This window comes from Bradyrhizobium sp. S3.3.6, from assembly GCF_040546905.1.
Taxonomy (GTDB): domain Bacteria; phylum Pseudomonadota; class Alphaproteobacteria; order Rhizobiales; family Xanthobacteraceae; genus Bradyrhizobium; species Bradyrhizobium cytisi.
Map to the genome: position 1 here is coordinate 263,046 of NZ_JBEPOT010000005.1, position 15,515 is coordinate 278,560.

Below are 15,515 nucleotides of genomic sequence, written 5' to 3' on the forward strand. Positions count from 1 at the left end.
TCGGGCGATCCAGTACTCCGAGACGGTTGTGATCGATCGATAGGCCGCAGTGTACTGGATGCCCCGCCTTCGCGGGGCATGACGGCTGAAACTGTCTCGCGACTTACTTCTTCTTCCCGCGCGCTCTCGGCTCGGGTGCGAGCGCCTGCGGGTCGAAGCCGACATAGAAGATGTAGGAATCGGCGACTGCGGCTGAAGGCACCGGGTAGGACAGGTCCTCGGCGACGAAGGTAAAGGGCACGCTGCCGCCCTCCGACATCTCGACCGTGGTCCGGTAGGCCTTCGAGGCGATCACCTTTTCGCCGACGCCGCCCTGCACCACGGCGACGCGGAGCGGCACCTCGACGCTATTCGGCGCGCCCGCGGGGCCGGCGATGACGCGGCCCTGGATGCCGATACGCGCGGTGATCTCACTTCCGTTACGGACGCATTCGCGCGCCATCTTGGTGATCGAGGCCTGGAAGCGCACATCGTTGCCGACGGCCGGCTTGCCTGTCGCCCCGACCCCGTAGGTGGACGCTCCGGCGCGCACCGTGATCTGCGGGCAATCGATGTCGTCATCGGCCGCCGGTTGGCCCGGCGCGGGCGCCGGCTTGGGCTGAGCGGGCTCGTCGGATTTGCCGCCGAACAGGCTCTTGAAACGGTCGGTCAGCGACTGCGCCGCGACCGGCGACACGGACGCGAATGACACCGACAGCGCCAGCGCGATCACCGGACCCCGCCGCAGCGCATTCCGCAATGATCGAAGCTCTTTCATGAACGGCAGTACTCCATAACAACGTTCCGGCAACAACATCCCGGCCGATCGGCCGGCCAGCGGGTTATATCGTCAAAATCGGCGATCCCAAGGCGAGAAGACAAGGCGAGAAAACACGGCAGGAAAAAAGGTGATCCCGGCGCGCGAGCAAGCCCGGCTCAGCGGCGGAAATCCTCGTGCAGCAGGCCGAACAGGAGATGGTCCTGCCAGACCCCGTTGATGCAGAGATACCGGCGTGCCAGTCCCTCGCGCGAGAAGCCGCACTTCTCCAGCACCCGGATCGACGGCGCATTGGTGGGGATGCAGGCGGCCTCGACCCGGTGCAGGTTGAGCTCGCCAAACAGGGTCGGCAGCAGCACCCGCAGCGCCGCGGTCATGTAGCCGCGATGGGTGTGGGGCTGGCCGACCCAGTAGCCGATGGTGCCGGCCTGAACGATGCCGCGCCGGACATTGGCGAGCGTGATGCCGCCGACCATGGCGCCGTCGAGCTCGCGGAAGATCAGAAAGGGATAGGAGCGGTCCGCGGCGATATCCTCGGAATAGCGGCGCAGCCGGCGGCGGAAGCCGGACCGGGTCAGGTCGTCCGACGGCCAGATCGGCTCCCACGGCGTCAAATAATCGCGGCTGGTCTCGCGCAGATGCGCCCACTGCAGGAAATCCGACATCTGCGGCGCCCGCAGCAACAGCCCGTTGCCGCGGGGGGCGAGAGCAGCAGGTCCACTGGATGGCAGGCGAAAGAGGGCCATGGTGATGCTTCCCGGGGCGCGGGGCGCTGGTTGTGCGGCTCCTAGTGCAGCCGCGCCTTGGCGCGCGCCTTTGTCAATCCTTCCGCAAAAGACACCGCCGTGTCCAGACCCCTGCCGCTGCCCAATGCCACCACCGCAGGGCGGCTGCGCGAAAGCAGTGCACGCGCCGCATCGCGGGTCGATTCGACACTGACGGCATCGATCCGGGCCACGAGCTCCTGCACCGTCTGCGGCCGGCCATAGGCCAGCACGTGCCGGGCGAGCTGCTCGGCGCGCGACGAGCAGCTCTCCAGCGCCATTAGAAGGCCCGCCTTCATCTGCGCCTTGGCGCGGGCGATCTCGGCCTCGGTCAGGGTCTCGACCGAATCATTCATGATGTCGACCACGACCTCCATCATCTCCGGCGCGTCGGCGGGATCGGTGCCGGTGTAGAGGCCGAAGAAACCGGTGTCGGTATAGGGCGCGTGGAACGAGTAGATCGAGTAGCAGAGGCCGCGTTTTTCGCGCACCTCCTGGAACAGTCGCGACGACATTCCGCCGCCGAGGATGTTGGTGAAGACCTGGAGCGAGAACAGCGACAAATCCGTCTGCGGCACGCCTTCCAGCGCCAGCGTCAGATGCGCCTGCTCGAGCTCGCGATGCACGACCTTGGCGCCGCCCTTGCCGAACTGAGCTGCCTGCGGCTTCGGCCCCGGCGCCGCGTCAAAGCTCACAAAGCGCCTCTCGGCCTCGGCGACGACCTGGTTGTGATCGACGGCGCCGGCGGCCGCCACCACCATGTCGGGCCCGCGGTAATGCGTCGAGAGATAGTCGCGCAGCGAGTCGCGGTTGAAGGCGCGCAGGGTCTTGGCGGTGCCGAGCAGCGAGCGGCCCATCGGCTGGTCGGGATAGCAGAGCTCGTTGAGATGCTCGAACACGACGTCGTCGGGCGTGTCCTGGGCCGCGCCGATCTCCTGCACGATGACGTTCTTCTCGCGCTCGAGCTCTTCGGGCTCGAAGGCGGGGTTGGCCAGAATGTCGGCAAGCACGTCGAGCGCGAGCGGCACGTCGGCCTTCATCACCCGGGCATAATAGGACGTGGTCTCGGTCGAGGTGCCGGCATTGAGGTCGCCGCCGACCGCCTCGATCTCCTCGACGATCTCACGCGAGGAGCGCCCCGTCGTACCCTTGAACGCCATGTGCTCGAGCAGATGCGAGATGCCGTGCTCGTTCGGCTTCTCGTCGCGGCCGCCAACGCCGGCCCAGACGCCGAGCGCGGCGGTCTCGAGATGGGGCATGTTGTCGGTGACGACGGTCAGGCCGGAGGCAAGCTTGGAGATCTCGACGCTCATCCGGCAACTCCCTGTTTTGCGGCACGGCTGACCGACAGCACGAACCGCTCGAGCTCGGCCTGATCGTTCTTCATGACCTTCATATGTTCGGATCTGGTCATGAGACCGTCGAGCCAGGCCGGCAGTTGCGGCCGCTGGCCGCAGGCCGCATCCACGGCATCAGGGAATTTGGCCGGATGCGCGGTCGAGAGCACGATGTTAGGCACGGTCGTGTCGGTGGTGTCGCGATCGGCGACCGCGAGCGCCACGGCCGTATGGGGATCGACGAGCTCGCCGGCCTCGCGCCAGGCGGCGCGGATCGCAGCCGCGGTTTCGGTCTCGTCGGCGCGGCCGGCGTCGAATTCTTCGCGGATCGCGGCGAGCGTGGCGTCGGGCAGAACGAAGCGGCCCGATTGCTTCAGCGAATCCATCAGCCGGCGCACGCCGGCCGCATCGCGCTTGCCGGCTTCGAACAGCAGCCGCTCGAAATTCGACGAGATCTGGATGTCCATCGACGGCGAGGCGGTGGCGTGCACCTCGCGCACCTCGTAGATGCCGGTCTTGAGCGTGCGGGCGAGGATGTCATTGACGTTGGCGGCGATGCGCAAGGTTCGCACGGGAAGACCCATGCGCTTGGCGACGTAGCCTGCAAAAATATCGCCGAAATTGCCGGTCGGCACCATGAAATCCACCGCGCGCGCCGGTGCGCCGGCGGCGACTGAGGAGGTGAAATAATAGACCACCTGCGCGACGATGCGGGCCCAGTTGATGGAATTGACGCCGGACAGCGAGGTCGCGTCGCGGAAGCGGTGGTTGTTGAACATCCCCTTCACGAGCGCCTGGCAGTCGTCGAAATTGCCCTCGATGGCAAGCGCGTGGACATTGGCGGCACCCGTCGTCGTCATCATGCGCTGCTGCACCTCGGAGATGCGCTTGTGCGGGAACAGCACGATGAGATCGACATTCTCCAGACCCGCGAAGGCCTCGACCGCGGCGCCGCCGGTGTCGCCGGAGGTCGCGACCACGATGGTGGTGCGCTGGCCGCGCTTGGCCAGCACATGGTCCATCAGCCGCGAGATCAGCTGCATCGCCACGTCCTTGAAGGCGAGCGTCGGACCGTGGAACAGCTCCAGCACGAATTGATGCGGCGACATCTGGCGCAGCGGCACCACGGCCGGATGACGGAAGGTGGCATAGGCCTCGTTCGCCATGCGGCCGAGGTCGGCGTCGGAAATCTCCCCGCCCACGAAGGGACGGATGACGTCGACCGCGACCTCCCAATAGGGGCGGCCGAAGAAGCCGGCGATGGTCTCGACCGAGAGCTGCGGCCAGGTCGCCGGCACATACAGGCCGCCGTCGCGGGCAAGCCCCGTCAGCATCACGTCGCAGAAGCCAAGCTCAGGGGCCTCGCCCCGGGTCGAGATATAACGAGTCAAACTGCCCTCCAAAGGCCGGCCCGACCTGAATCCGGGGCCTTAAGCCTTTGATTTCACGATGTTCCTAGTTCACAGCCAGAGGCTTTGCGGCACCATAGAATGTTTTGCAGGGTCGCACCATGCCCAACGGAAAAGGGCTGCGGCGATGCCGCAGCCCTCTCTTGGAAGGTCTGTCGTTGATGTGTGCAGACCCGGTTTTCCGCGTTGGGACGCCTGCCCCGAAAATCGTTCGTTCGAGCTATCGTCACCTGTCACGTAATCGTCAAGGAGAAAAACGGCGCGCAACGCCGAATGTTCCAGTTTTTCCCGATATGCCGCGGCGAGCCGACGATCAGACTGCCTGACGTCCGGGCTCCGTTGCCGCTTTTTCCCGAATCAATGCGCCGGATCAGGAACGAACGTCTCGCCGGCCCATTGTGTCGGCGGATGGTATCAGCCGTCGTCCACGCATTGCCCGGACGCGCGGCGCCGCCGATCCGTCGGCCGAGCCGGCTGCGTCCTGGAGCAGCCGGTTCGGCCCCTGACGGTGTCAGTTCATCCCGATTTCCACCGCGATCCGGATCAGGTCCGAGTGGTTCTTGGCCCCTAGCTTCTGCTTGAGCAGGGACGTGGTGTTGGCGACGGTCTTGTAGGAGATGCCGAGTGCCTCGGCGACCTCGACGATCTTGTTGCCGCGCCCGAGCAGGCGGAGAATCTCGAGCTCCCGCGGCGTCATCTGCGAGGCCGGATTGGCCTTGATCGCGGCACCGGAGAACGTCACGGCCTCCGCAAGCTGTGGCGAGATGAAGTTGTCGCCTGCGACCACCTTGCGCACGGCCTTGAGCAGGATCCGGGGATCGTCACCCTTGGAGACATAGCCCTGCGCCCCCAGCTCCACCGCGCGCACCACGAAGGCCGGATCATCGTTCATGCTGAACATGATGATCTTGGCGTCCGGATCGTCCTTGCGGATCCGGCGCATCAGCTCGAAGCCCGAGACGTCAGGCAGGCTGATATCGATCACGGTCACGTCGGGCCGCTTGCTGACATAGGCGCGATGGCCTGATTTCGCGTCGGTCGCCTCGTCGATTCGGATCGAATGGTCGGAGGCGAAAAGGGTGCGGCAACCGGACAGCACCACGGGATGGTCGTCGACAATCAGGACCTTGGTCGCCGGCTTGGCGGTATCTTGCATCGCGCGCTCTCTTGTTTTCTGGACTCATAGACCGGCGGGAACAAATGGAAAGAGAAAATCCCGCCAATGCGCGTTAGAATTGACCTAATGTGGCACCGACTTTCGTTCAGGACCCAGCTGTTTCTGCCTCTCGGCATGAGCTTTGTTGCCGCGCTGGCGATGGGCGGCGTGCTGCTCCAGACCTTCGCGGCCGGCCAATTGGCGGACGAGAATGAGCCTGGTCGACGCTCGACCCAGGCCGTCGCTGTCGCGCTCAACAGCACCCTGAGCGTGTCAGACAATCCGCGGAAGATGCTCGACGCATTTGTCAGTTCTTTGGGCACCGCCTCTGATATCCAATTCCGACCGGTGGAAGCGGGTGCCTCGCCTCCCGTGCGGAACGGCCTGCAGGATGTGCATGGTGTTCCGCAATGGTTTGTGGACCTGATTGCCATCCCCGACATAGACGCGGCGTCCCCCGTCATCATCGACGGCAGGCACATCGGCGATATTGTGTTCATGCCCGACCTGTCGGCCGACCTCTTTGAGAAATGGATCGGCTTTCTGGCACTGACGAGCCTCGTCGCAGTGCTGATGGTGCTGACCGGAACGATCGCCCATCTTTTTGCAGGATCCGCGCTACGGCCCCTGCAAAATCTCGGCGCAGGTCTGACCCGTATCCGGAGCGGCGATTATGCTACGCCGATTCCGGTCTCAGGCCCGCCGGAAATCCGGCAGAGCTGCGAGGAAGCCAATGCGCTCGCTGCAACGCTCGCGCAATTAAGCCAGGACAATCGCGACCTGTTGCACCGCTTGGTGTCGCTCCAGGACAACGAGCGGCGCGATCTCGCTCGCGAGCTGCATGACGAGCTCGGCCCGCTGCTGTTCAGCATCCGTGCCGGCACGATCGCGCTGAGCGAGGCCTCGCTGCAGACAGGAAATCCCGGCAACTCCGTGCAGGAGGTGATGCGATCGGTCGAGGCACTGCAGCAAACCAACCGCCGCATCCTCGACCGGCTGCGGCCGCTCTACATCGAGGAATTGGGGCTCGAGGCCAGCGTGCAGACACTACTCCGGAATTTTCGCAGGCAGGCGCCGCATATCGGCCTCACCGCAACGATCGATCCTGATCTCAACGGGATCGACGGGCCGCTGGCCCAAACCGTCTACCGCGTGATCCAGGAGACCTTGACCAACGTGCTGCGCCACGCCGGAGCACGCAACGCCCATGTGGAGACGGCGATTGCCGGCGATATGCTCGCGGTCGAGGTCTCCGACGATGGTAGCGGCTTTCCCGCCGACAATGTCTTCGGCCGCGGCCTGACCGGCATGCATGAACGCGTGCGCGCGCTCAGCGGATCGCTGTCACTGCTGCGCGCGGACGATCGAACCTATGTGCGCTGCCGCCTTCCGCTCGGCGAAATCCGCGACCCGGTCTCAGGCTAGCACGCGCCGCAATCGTGCGAGCCCTGCGGCGCCGGCTTGCACAGCATGCTATGGATCTTGCCTTCCGCGCTGAAGCGGAACGTAGCGCGGATATGCAGCGCGCCCGCGACGGAATATTCCAGATCGATGCCGTTGTGCGCGGGATGGATCTCCTCCAGGCCGAAGCCCGCCGAGGAGAAGGCACTGAGTTTTGGTCCCCAATAGGTTTCGAGCTCGCGCCGGCCGCGATAGAGATGCGTGCCGTTGCACGCGCATTCCACCTCGCCATCGTCGGCATAGAGGTCGAGCAGCGTCGCGAGGTCGCCCCTGCGGCAGGCATCCACCCAATCGACAACAAGTCCCATCTGATCGAAATCGCGCACGCCAGCAATCCTGTTTGCCGCGGAAAAAATCAGAAACGGCTTAAGATCACCCTCGTGAATATGCGCTGAATAATAAAGCCCGGACGATTCCGGGTTCCCACCGGGAACCTACGGGTTTGCGCCGCTCTGCCGTCGTCCCCTCACCCAGACGCCGAATGCAATCAGCACGGCGCCTGCAAGCGCGAACCAGGTGATGGCGTATTGCAGATGGTCGTCTTTCAAATTCACGTCCAGCGGCCCGGGACGTGGAATGTTGTTCTCGGGCGCCGGCTGTTCGAGATCGACGTAGAACGGCGCGGTCGTGCCCCAGCCGAGCGCGCTTGCGATCGCCGGATGATCGCGCACGAACCATAGCCGCTTGTCCCGGTTTGCGGCCGGCGTGAGCCAGCCTGGCTCTTCCGGGAAGCGCAGATAGCCGGTGAGCGCGACCGGCGCACCGGTCACGAGCTTCTTCACGGCGCGATCCTCGACGCTGCGCTCCTGCATCGTGTTCTCGACGAAGCCCGCATCGATCACGACGATCTCGCCGCCCGGCAGCCGCGCCGGCAGGAAGGCCCAGGTGCCGGGGCCGGAGGCATCCTTGCGCACGGCGGAGCCCGACGAATAGACCATCGCATCCGGCGCGGCGGCATAAGTCGCCGTGAAGCTGACGCGGCGAAATTCGTCGCGCGCGGGCGTCAGCGCCGCCCATTGCGCCGGCGGCGGCAGCGCGATCGGCGCCGCCGCGAGACGCTCGGTGAGTGCGGCGATCAGCTCGTGCTTGGCGGTGCGGCGCTGCAATTGCCAGACACCGAGCGCGACGAAGGCCGCGGTCAGCAGCAGCGTGAACAGCGTGAAGCCGGCCACGCGGGGCGTGCGCGCAGGCTCGCTCATTTCGCGCGGTCGACTAGCCGGCCAGGTGCTGCCTTGTGGTGGAATTGCAGCGCGATCAGCAGCGATTTCATGGAGCGCAGTGGCAGAAGCGTGGTTGCGAGGATCAGCGGCAGCCACAGCACTGCATGCAGCCAGTACGGCGGCTGGTACTTGACCTCGACGACGAGCGCGCAGCCGACCACGATCGCGCCGGCCAGCATGATGATGAAGATCGCCGGACCGTCGCCGGCGTCGATGAAGGCGTAGTCGAGGCCACAGCGGTTACAGGATGGCGCGAGCGTGAGGAAGCCCGCATAGAGCTTGCCCACACCGCAACGCGGGCATTTGCACGCGAGCCCGCGCAGGGCGCTTTGCAGGACGGCGGGCTGGGGCTCGGGAGTTCCGGCAGGTTCGTTCATGACGCGGAAGTCTATCACAGTTTCAGTTGGGCCTCGGCCGCCGGAAAACAAAAGGGCGGCCCTGCCGGCCGCCCTCTCCAGATCGATTGGCTACGGCTCAGTGCGCGCCGTGGGCCATGGTCTCGGCGCCGTGTCCCCAGACATAGATGCACAGGAACAGGAACAGCCACACCACGTCGACGAAGTGCCAGTACCAGGCAGCGAACTCGAAGCCGAGATGCTGCGTCGGCGAGAAGTGACCGGCATAGGCGCGGAACAGGCAGACCAGCAGGAAGATGGTGCCGACCAGCACATGGAAACCGTGGAAGCCGGTCGCCATGAAGAAGGTCGCGCCGTAGACGTTGCCGCCGAACGAGAACGCCGCGTGGCTGTACTCATAGGCCTGCACGCAGGTGAAGGTCGCGCCCAGGAGGACGGTGAGGATCAGGCCATACTTCAGGCCCTGGCGATCGTTCTCGAGCAGCGCATGATGCGCCCAGGTGACCGTGGTGCCGGAGGTGAGCAGGATCAGCGTGTTCAGCAGCGGCAGATGCCAGGGATCGAAGGTCTCGATGCCGTGCGGCGGCCAGGTGCCCGGCACCGAGCAGGCGCCGGCCGCAGTGCCGAGGCCGCAGCCGAACACGGCGTCACGGGTGGCGTGGACGGCATCGGCGGGAAACAGCGCTGCGTTGAAATAAGCCCAGAACCAGGCAACAAAGAACATCACCTCGGAGGCGATGAACAGGATCATGCCGTAGCGATGGCTGATCTGCACGACCCTGGTATGGTCGCCCTTGTACTGGGCTTCCTTGATCACATCGCCCCACCAGCTCGCCATGGTGTAGAGCACGCCGACGGTGCCGACACCGAAGATGATCGGCGCGGCCGAGACCATGTGGTGCATCCAGGTGATCGCGCCGACCGCCATGATGAAGGCCGAGACGGAGCCGACCGCCGGCCACGGAGAAGGATCGACCAGGTGGTAGTCGTGATGCTTGCCTTGCGCGGTAGCCATTGCGGTCTGTCTCCTCAATCCCGTGCCTGTCCGGCACCTATCCCCTTAGTCCAACCCCTGAGCGTCAACCCGGCGGCTGGAGATTTCCCTTGCGTTTGTTGTCATCGCCGGATGCGAGCGGCTTCACCACCGGATCCTTCACCGGATAGAACGTGTAGGACAGCGTGATGGTGCCGAGCCCGTCATTGTCGTGGTCGTCGACGATCGACGGATCGACGTAGAACACCACGGGCATCTCGCGCTTCTCGCCGGGCGCCATGGTCTGCTCGGTGAAGCAGAAGCAGTTGATCTTCTGGAAATAGGATCCGACCGTGAGCGGCGCGACGTTGTAGGCGGCTTGCCCTGCGGTGGTCCGCGCGGCCTGGTTGGTCACGGTGTAATAGATCGTGGTGACCTGGCCGATATTGACCTCGACCTCGGTCTGCTCCGGCTCGAACTTCCAGGGCAGGCCCGGCGCGACGTTGGAATCGAAACGCACCACGATCTTGCGTGCGATCGGGCCGGTGGCAGGCGCCGAGGTCGCGACCTGGGTCGTGCCGTTGAAGCCGGTGGCGCGGCAGAACCAGTTGTAGAACGGCACCGCCGCATAGGACGCGCCGACCATCAGCGCGACCACGCCGCCGCAGATCGAGGCGACCAGGGCGTCGCGCCCCAAACCACGGCGCACCGCCTTTGGGGTCACGTCCTGCGATATGGCCGGCTCTCGATCCATCTCTCTCACATTGGCCGCACTAGAACCGCCGGTCCCTTGACCATGGTGACGGCGAAAAACAGGATGACGAGCACACCGAGCGCGAGCGCGATCGCGATCGAGCGCTGACGACGGCTCTTCTTCTGCGCCTCGGTGAGGACGATTCCATCTGGCTCTGGTTTGTCAGCCATTCCTGCCTCATGCGCCCCCAACCATCGGAGCAAGCGCCCGGTACACGACCTCGGCCAGCAAGGTCGCGAACAGCGCGAACAGATACAGGATCGAGAAGGCAAACAGCTTTCGCGTCGCGCGCAACGATTGGCTGCGCTCACGACGGAGATAGACGTTGATGGCGAGCACCAGCATGCCGGCGCCGAGCACCAGCGAGGTCACGCCGTAGATGGCGTCGAAATAGCCGAGCGCCCAGGGCGCGGCAGCCACTGCGATCAGCACGATGGTGTAGAGCAGGATCTGGAGACGGGTCGCATCGGGGCCGGCGACATTGGGCAGCATTGGAATGCCGGCGCGCGCGTAATCGTCGGAGCGGAACAGCGCCAGCGCCCAGAAGTGCGGCGGCGTCCAGAAGAAGATGATGGCGAACAGCAGCAGCGGCTCGACGTCGACCGTGCCTGTTACCGCGGCCCAGGCCACCACCGGCGGCAGCGCACCGGCGGCGCCGCCGATCACGATGTTCTGCGCGGTCCGGCGCTTCAGGCCCATCGTGTAGATCACGACGTAGAAGAAGATGGTGAAGGCAAGCAGCGCGCCCGCGATCCAGTTGACGAGGATGCCGAGCGTCATCACCGAGAAGAAGGCGAGCGTCATGCCGAACGCCATCGCCTCGGGCCGGGTGATGCGGCCGCGCGGGATCGGGCGGTTCGCGGTGCGCGACATCTTGGCGTCGATGTCGCCCTCGAGCGCCATGTTGAGCGCGCCGGAAGCGCCGGCGCCGACCGCGATGCAGAGCAGCGAGGTGATCGCGAGCACCCAGTGGAAGTGTCCCGGCGCCATCGCCATCCCGACCAGCGCGGTGAAGATCACGAGCGACATCACCCGCGGCTTCAGCAGCGCGAGGTAATCGCCAACCTCCGCCTCGGAGATGCGGGGATTGATGTCGATGGCGTTCTGGTCGAGGACGGACACTAATTTCACTCGCTTCGTGATAGAGCCGCGGCGCCCGTCTCGGGCGCCGCGGGAGCTGGCTTACTGCACGCGGGGCAGCACTTCGAACTGATGGAAGGGCGGCGGCGAGGGCAGCGTCCACTCCAGCGTGGTGGCGCCCGCACCCCAGGGATTGTCGCCCGCCGGGACCTTCTTCATGAAGGCGTCGAACACGCAATAGAGGAAGATCAGCACGCCGAATCCGGAGATGTAGGAGCCGATCGACGAGATCAGGTTCCAGCCCGCGAACGCATCCGGATAATCGACGTAGCGGCGCGGCATGCCCGACAGGCCGAGGAAGTGCTGCGGGAAGAACACCAGGTTGACGCCGACGAAGGTGAACCAGAAGTGCGCCTTGGCCAGCGTCTCGTTGTACATGTAGCCCGACATCTTCGGGAACCAGTAGTACCAGCCGGCGAAGATCGCGAACACCGCGCCGAGCGACAGCACGTAGTGGAAGTGCGCGACGACGTAGTAGGTCTCCTGGAGCACGCGATCGACACCGGCATTCGCCAGCACGACGCCGGTGACGCCGCCGACCGTGAACAGGAAGATGAAGCCCACCGCCCAGATCATCGGGGCGCGGAAATCGATCGAGCCGCCCCACATCGTGGCGATCCAGGAGAATATCTTCACGCCGGTCGGAACCGCGATCACCATCGTGGCGGCGACGAAATAGGCCTGCGTCGCACTGGACATGCCGACCGTGTACATGTGGTGCGCCCACACCACGAAGCCGATGCCGCCGATCGCGACCATGGCGTAGGCCATGCCGAGATAGCCGAACACCGGCTTGCGCGAGAAGGTCGAGACGATCTGGCTGATCATGCCGAAGCCGGGCAGGATCAGGATGTACACTTCGGGGTGACCGAAGAACCAGAACAGATGCTGGAACAGCACGGGGTCGCCGCCGCCGTCGGGCGCGAAGAACGTCGTGCCGAAATTGCGGTCGGTGAGCAGCATGGTGATCGCACCGGCGAGAACCGGCAGCGACAACAGCAGCAGGAACACCGTCACCAGGATCGACCACACGAACAGCGGCATCTTGTGCAGGGTCATGCCCGGCGCGCGCATGTTGAAGATCGTGGTGATGAAGTTGATGGCGCCGAGGATCGACGAGGCACCCGCCAGATGCAGCGACAGGATCGCGAAGTCGACGGCCGGGCCCGGGTGACCGGTGCTCGACAGCGGCACATACATGGTCCAGCCGGCGCCGACGCCGTTCGCGCCGGGCTCGCCCTCGACGAAGGTCGACATCAGCAGCAGACCGAAGGAGGCCGGCAGCAGCCAGAACGAGATGTTGTTCATGCGCGGGAACGCCATATCAGGCGCACCGATCATCAGCGGCACGAACCAGTTGCCGAAACCGCCGATCATCGCGGGCATGACCATGAAGAAGATCATGATCAGGCCGTGCGAGGTCACGAACACGTTATAGGTGTGCGTCTCGTGGAATATCTGCACGCCCGGAAACATCAACTCGGCACGGATCGCGATCGACATCGCGGCACCGATGACGCCGGCGATGACCGCGAAGATCAGGTACATCGTGCCGATGTCCTTGTGGTTGGTCGAATAGACGTAGCGCCGCCATCCGGTGGGATGGGCGTGCTCGTGGTCATGCGCGTGATCGCCGTGTGCCGCTGCGCTGGTTGCCATTTTCAAATCCTGCCTTGCGTCCCATTCGGACCTTGGGAGGTCCCGCCCTTTATGTCGCCTTCAGTCCTCAAGCCGTCGCCCGGCGCTTACTGCGTCGGGCCGGCTGCGGAGGCGAAAGTGCTGGTGCCGCCGCTCGCATATTTTTTCTTCGCCGATTCAACCCAGGAGGCGAACTCCTGGTCGTTCACCACGCGAATGGCGATCGGCATGAAGGCATGGTCCTTGCCGCACAATTCCGAGCACTGGCCGTAGAACATGCCGGTCTTGGTGGCCTTGAACCAGGTCTCGTTCAACCGGCCCGGGATGGCGTCGATCTTGACGCCGAAAGCCGGCATCGCAAAGGCGTGGATAACGTCGGCGCCGGTGACCTGGACGCGGATCACCTTGTTGACCGGCACCACCATCTCGTTGTCGACGCCGAGCAGCCGGGGCTGCTTGTCCTGGGCCATCAGCGAATCGAATTCGAACTTGCCGTTGTCCGGATAGGCGTAGGACCAGTACCACTGCTTGCCGGTGGCCTTGATGGTCAGGTCCGCCTTCGGCACATCGAGCTCAAGGAACAGCAGGCGGAACGACGGCACGGCGATGCCGACCAGAATGAGCACCGGGACCAGGGTCCACGCCACCTCGATCAGCGTGTTGTGGGTGGTCCGCGACGGCACCGGATTGGCCTTCGAATTGAACTTCACCACCACGATCACGAGCAGCGCCAGCACGAACAGCGTGATCGCGATGATCAGCACGGACAAGAAGTCGTGAAACCAGACGATATTGTCCATCACCGGAGACCCGGAGGCCTGGAGGTGCCATTCCCACGGCGCCGGCTGCCCGAGCTCGGCGAATGCCGCGCCGCCCGTCGCCAGCGTGATGCCAGCCGCCACCAAGGCGATGGTGGCCAATCCCAGCAAATGCCGGCCCACCCGACTCTTCGACATCCTCATGCCGCTCGCGCTCCCCTTACGAAATCACCCCAGGTGCATTGCCCTATTTCCGGGAAATGCTTATTCGACCCGCCCGTCCGACAAACCGCCGCTCAAGAATACCTCTAAGAGGAATTGGGGCCAGATCGCTCAAACGCCGAAATCAAGCCTCTCAAACCATAATTCTTGATCTATCGCAATGCAGTCTTGAGGCCTCTCCGTCTGCCATCACCCGCAAGATATTTCCCAGCAACATCAGACAAAAATACCATTTCCCGGGATGCCGCGGCTTGACAGCTGAATTGCCCGCGGTAGGCACTGGCGGACAGTTGCGCAGGAACCTGATTCGTGCCGGCGATGGCGGGCCAGGGCGGCGCGGGATTTGCTTGGGAATTGCCTTCAAGACGCCGTCATTGCCGTATCAGTCCACCAGCGCGAGCGACCCAAGCGAGCAGAGGGACCGACCCCGATGGGGCTTTCGAGATGCATGGCAAGGCCGGTTAACCGCCTTTTGGCGCTGATCAGCCTCCTGGCTGTCGCCCTTTTCCTAGCCCTGCCCACCCTCGCCCATGCGCAGGGCGCGGTGCGCTCCGTCCATGGCGACTGGCAGATCCGCTGCGACACCCCGCCCGGCGCCCAGGCCGAGCAATGCGCCTTGATCCAGAGCGTGGTGGCGGAAGACCGCTCCAACGCCGGCCTCACCGTGATCGTGCTCAAGACCGCCGACCAGAAGAGCCGCCTGATGCGGGTGGTTGCCCCCCTCGGCGTGCTGCTGCCCTCGGGCCTCGGGCTGAAGCTCGACAATCAGGACGTCGGCCGCGCCGGCTTCGTCCGCTGCCTGCCCAATGGCTGCGTCGCCGAGGTCGTCATGGACGACAAGCTGCTCGGCCAGCTCCGCAACGCCAAGACGGCGACCTTCATCATCTTCGAGACGCCCGAGGAAGGCATCGGCTTCCCGCTCAGCCTGAACGGGCTCGGCGAGGGTTATGACAAGCTGCCGTAGGGCCGCTGCGGATGGCTCAGTAGATCTCGAGGCAAGCCGCGTCGTCGCTTTCGAAGGAAAGGATTGTCTCCGCATGTCGACGGAGCAAATTGGCAATCTCGACCGTCGTTTGATTGCCGGCACGTAGCCAGATCACCTTGGGCGGGGCACCGAACAGGCCCGCCATTTCGGCAAAATCAACGTCCTGGGTCACTATGGCGAAGCCCTTGGCCTTGGCAAAGTCCCAAAGCACGCGATCGGCAACTTCAGACAACCCCAGGGGCCGGACGTGACTGGACTCCGGAAAGAGATCGACAATCGTTTGACAGAGCTTGAAACTGAGGTTCTGATCGAACAGCAGCTTCATATCGGCGCGGTGATCAACCGCCTCTCGCGATCGGCGGCGTAGGAGAGGCACGCGCGGATGTCATCCTCGGTCAATTCCGGGAAATCGTCGAGAATTTGTGCATGGCTCTGGCCGGCAGCTAGCCAACCGAGCACATCTGCCACGGCAATCCGCATGTGGCGAATACAGGGACGGCCCCCGCGCTTGCCTGGCTCGATGGAGATGACGTCCTGATAGTTCATGCTGACAGCATAGCACCGTTCCGCGCTCGTTGCAGCACG

The 15,515-nt window shown here is 64.5% G+C and carries 18 protein-coding genes; 2 read left to right on the plus strand and 16 right to left on the minus strand.

Annotation, left to right across the window (positions count from 1 at the left end):
- Window positions 1–103: 103 nt before the first annotated feature.
- From ABID59_RS17655 to ABID59_RS17675, 5 genes are all read right to left on the minus strand, one after another.
- Window positions 104–757: a hypothetical protein gene (locus tag ABID59_RS17655; protein WP_148754392.1), complete on the minus strand. Its 654-nt coding sequence runs from the start codon at window positions 755–757 to the stop codon at window positions 104–106.
- Window positions 758–915: 158 nt separating this feature from the next.
- A complete protein-coding gene (locus tag ABID59_RS17660) occupies window positions 916–1,503 on the minus strand; it encodes a GNAT family N-acetyltransferase (protein ID WP_148754393.1) in 588 nt (195 codons plus the stop codon).
- 41 nt (window positions 1,504–1,544) lie between these two features.
- Entirely contained in the window at window positions 1,545–2,834 is a 1,290-nt protein-coding gene (locus ABID59_RS17665) for a M16 family metallopeptidase (RefSeq protein ID WP_354084193.1), read from the minus strand.
- Window positions 2,831–4,249, minus strand: coding sequence for a threonine synthase (gene thrC / locus ABID59_RS17670; protein WP_354084194.1), 1,419 nt, complete (start codon window positions 4,247–4,249; stop codon window positions 2,831–2,833). The genes ABID59_RS17665 and thrC overlap by 4 nt, the downstream gene beginning before the upstream one ends.
- 529 nt (window positions 4,250–4,778) lie before the next feature.
- Window positions 4,779–5,423, minus strand: coding sequence for a response regulator transcription factor (locus ABID59_RS17675; RefSeq protein WP_148754398.1), 645 nt, complete (start codon window positions 5,421–5,423; stop codon window positions 4,779–4,781).
- An 87-nt stretch (window positions 5,424–5,510) separates the two neighbouring features.
- On the opposite strand from ABID59_RS17675, the gene ABID59_RS17680 reads away from it, so the two are divergent.
- Window positions 5,511–6,848, plus strand: a complete 1,338-nt coding sequence (locus tag ABID59_RS17680) for a histidine kinase (protein ID WP_148754399.1) — start codon at window positions 5,511–5,513, stop codon at window positions 6,846–6,848.
- Here the strand turns inward: ABID59_RS17680 and ABID59_RS17685 are convergent.
- The 9 genes from ABID59_RS17685 to coxB all read right to left on the minus strand — a co-directional run bounded on the left by ABID59_RS17685 (window position 6,845) and on the right by coxB (window position 13,927).
- Window positions 6,845–7,210: a nuclear transport factor 2 family protein gene (locus ABID59_RS17685; protein WP_148754400.1), complete on the minus strand. Its 366-nt coding sequence runs from the start codon at window positions 7,208–7,210 to the stop codon at window positions 6,845–6,847. The genes ABID59_RS17680 and ABID59_RS17685 overlap by 4 nt on opposite strands.
- Before the next feature lie 108 nt (window positions 7,211–7,318).
- On the minus strand, window positions 7,319–8,083 hold the full coding sequence (locus ABID59_RS17690; protein WP_354031573.1) for an SURF1 family protein: 765 nt from the start codon (window positions 8,081–8,083) through the stop codon (window positions 7,319–7,321).
- Window positions 8,080–8,481 (minus strand): DUF983 domain-containing protein, encoded by a 402-nt coding sequence (locus ABID59_RS17695; protein WP_354031572.1) that lies wholly within the window; start codon window positions 8,479–8,481, stop codon window positions 8,080–8,082. Before ABID59_RS17695 ends, ABID59_RS17690 begins: the two co-directional genes overlap by 4 nt.
- A gap of 97 nt (window positions 8,482–8,578) precedes the next feature.
- The gene (locus ABID59_RS17700) at window positions 8,579–9,475 is read right to left on the minus strand and encodes a cytochrome c oxidase subunit 3 (protein WP_148754403.1); all 897 of its coding nucleotides are present in this window, start codon (window positions 9,473–9,475) and stop codon (window positions 8,579–8,581) included.
- A gap of 64 nt (window positions 9,476–9,539) precedes the next feature.
- Window positions 9,540–10,187 carry a cytochrome c oxidase assembly protein gene (locus ABID59_RS17705; RefSeq protein WP_148754404.1) on the minus strand — a complete coding sequence of 216 codons (648 nt, stop codon included), beginning with the start codon at window positions 10,185–10,187 and terminating at the stop codon, window positions 9,540–9,542.
- Between the two features lie 5 nt (window positions 10,188–10,192).
- On the minus strand, window positions 10,193–10,357 hold the full coding sequence (locus ABID59_RS17710) for a cytochrome c oxidase system small membrane protein (protein ID WP_148754405.1): 165 nt from the start codon (window positions 10,355–10,357) through the stop codon (window positions 10,193–10,195).
- 7 nt (window positions 10,358–10,364) lie between these two features.
- Complete coding sequence (locus ABID59_RS17715; RefSeq protein WP_148754406.1) at window positions 10,365–11,309, minus strand: heme o synthase; 945 nt, start codon at window positions 11,307–11,309, stop codon at window positions 10,365–10,367.
- 60 nt (window positions 11,310–11,369) lie between these two features.
- Window positions 11,370–12,986, minus strand: coding sequence for a cytochrome c oxidase subunit I (gene ctaD / locus ABID59_RS17720; RefSeq protein ID WP_148754407.1), 1,617 nt, complete (start codon window positions 12,984–12,986; stop codon window positions 11,370–11,372).
- 86 nt (window positions 12,987–13,072) lie between these two features.
- The gene (gene coxB, locus ABID59_RS17725) at window positions 13,073–13,927 is read right to left on the minus strand and encodes a cytochrome c oxidase subunit II (protein ID WP_148754408.1); all 855 of its coding nucleotides are present in this window, start codon (window positions 13,925–13,927) and stop codon (window positions 13,073–13,075) included.
- 448 nt (window positions 13,928–14,375) lie between these two features.
- On the opposite strand from coxB, the gene ABID59_RS17730 reads away from it, so the two are divergent.
- Window positions 14,376–14,909, plus strand: coding sequence for an invasion associated locus B family protein (locus ABID59_RS17730; RefSeq protein ID WP_502916805.1), 534 nt, complete (start codon window positions 14,376–14,378; stop codon window positions 14,907–14,909).
- A 16-nt stretch (window positions 14,910–14,925) separates the two neighbouring features.
- On the opposite strand, the gene ABID59_RS17735 is transcribed toward ABID59_RS17730, so the two are convergent.
- Both ABID59_RS17735 and ABID59_RS17740 read right to left on the minus strand, forming a co-directional pair.
- Window positions 14,926–15,255, minus strand: coding sequence for a DUF5615 family PIN-like protein (locus ABID59_RS17735; RefSeq protein ID WP_354084196.1), 330 nt, complete (start codon window positions 15,253–15,255; stop codon window positions 14,926–14,928).
- A complete protein-coding gene (locus ABID59_RS17740; RefSeq protein ID WP_148754410.1) occupies window positions 15,252–15,476 on the minus strand; it encodes a DUF433 domain-containing protein in 225 nt (74 codons plus the stop codon). The genes ABID59_RS17735 and ABID59_RS17740 overlap by 4 nt, the downstream gene beginning before the upstream one ends.
- Between the last annotated feature and the right edge of the window lie 39 nt (window positions 15,477–15,515).